The following is a 1,679-nucleotide window of genomic DNA, read 5'->3' as shown; positions in this document are numbered from 1 at the left end:
CTTGTCCTGATTTAAAGTTAATCCACTATATCTTCAACGTTCGCACTGCCATTGCTCCAATATTGCCCTGAGTTCCTGCGGGTTGCCATATCCGTTGTCTGCTGCCGTCTGAAGGTAATCGTAGGCGGCGGGAACATTCATGGCAGTACCTTGTCCGTGGTAGAGAAGGAATGCCGAATAATATTGCGCTTCAGGATGGTTTTGTTCCGCCGCTATGCCGAACCAGTACGCCGCCGAACCGGCATCGGCAGGAATGCCCAGACCGTAATAATAGATTTTGCCTAAACCGGCTGCTGCATCGGCATGGTTGCAGACGGCGGCTTCCAGATAAAGCCGTCGTGCGCGGGCGTAGTCTTTTTTTTGTCCGATGCCGTCAAGGCAGGCGGCGGCAGAGCGGCAAAGCTGCTCGGTTTCCTGACGCTGCAAGGCTTCGGATTTGAGTTTTTCGTAATGTTCGGGTTGGTGCAGGGCGGCCTCGCTGAGCAGCTTCTGTACGGCGGCCATGCTGCCCAATGCGGCGGCGTGGCGGTAGTATTGTTGCGCGGCGGATAAGTCGGGGCGTATGCCCAGTCCGTAGCGGCAGAGGTCGCCCATCAGGCATAACGCGTCCGGAAACTGCCTGTCTGCGGCGGTTCTGGCGTATTTGAATGCCTGTAACGGGTCGCGGTCGGTCAGCTTGCCGGTCAGATATTGCCGTGCCAGGGCGGTTTGCGCCGCCGCATTGCCCTGAACGGCGGCAAGCCTGTACCAAGACAGGGCGTCTTGGTTTCCTTTTGCAGCCAATAAATCTGCCAGCAGGATTTGTGCTTCGACCCAGCCGTGTTCGGCGGCATATTCCAAATAGACTTCTGCCTGCGCAGAATCGGCAGAAACGCCGCAGCCGTAAAGGAAGGATTTCCCTAATTGCAGGCATGCCTGCGACCAGCCCTGGGAGGCTGCCTGGTTGTACCAATTTAGCGCCTTTTCCCAATTATCCGCCAAGGCATACTGCCGCGCGATAAGGTATTGCGCTTCAGGGGATTGCGGGGCGGCGCATTGTGCCCAATAGAGAAATTGCAGGTCGTTGCGTTCTGCGTAATAACGCATCAGTGCGGTTTGCGCCGCTGAGAACCCGCGTTCGCCGAAATCTGCGTAGGCAGCCAGCAGTTTGTCGGCAGCCAGCCCGAAACGGTCGCTCCAATGCAGCAACCTGTATGCCTTATCCGGAAACCCTCCGGATGCGATGTATTCTATGCCTGATAATACCCTACGGTTTTCCTTGCCGCCAAGCAGCATGCCGCACATACGGTATACTGCTTTTTCGTCCCCGTCTTCCATGATTTGCCGCAAAGGCAAAAAGTCCCGAAGATTGCCCTCGAAAGGGGGTTCTGTCGGGACGATATCTTGCAGCGATAATCGTTTGGGAATGATGGTCATGGCATCGGAATAGGCATTTTGAGTAGTGTATTATACTGTTTTCTGTAATTGTGTGTCAGCGTTTGTTCAGAATCTTGAAATTTGGAACCGGTATTTTTGTCGGTTTGCCGCATTGATACGGTAGCATTTGGCAGGAGATGCGTAGATTTCGGGAGGGTGTATGACTGACGTAAGCGCGCTACACAGACTTTCAAAATATAAAAAGGTCGTCTGAAAGAATGGGTTTAAGGCTTGAACTGCACCCCAAAAGTTGGACACATCCC

The 1,679-nt window shown here is 54.0% G+C and carries 1 protein-coding gene; it reads right to left on the bottom strand.

Annotated features, from left to right (window positions below):
* Positions 1-33: 33 nt before the first annotated feature.
* Positions 34-1,317, bottom strand: coding sequence for a tetratricopeptide repeat protein (locus tag HMPREF3066_RS04435; protein ID WP_321178905.1), 1,284 nt, complete (start codon positions 1,315-1,317; stop codon positions 34-36).
* Between the last annotated feature and the right edge of the window lie 362 nt (positions 1,318-1,679).

The sequence above is a fragment of the Neisseria sp. HMSC03D10 genome (genome assembly GCF_001807625.1).
GTDB classification, from domain to species: Bacteria; Pseudomonadota; Gammaproteobacteria; order Burkholderiales; family Neisseriaceae; genus Neisseria; species Neisseria mucosa.
The sequence above is the reverse complement of the archived record's forward strand: the minus strand, read 5'-3'. Positions and strand labels throughout refer to the sequence as shown.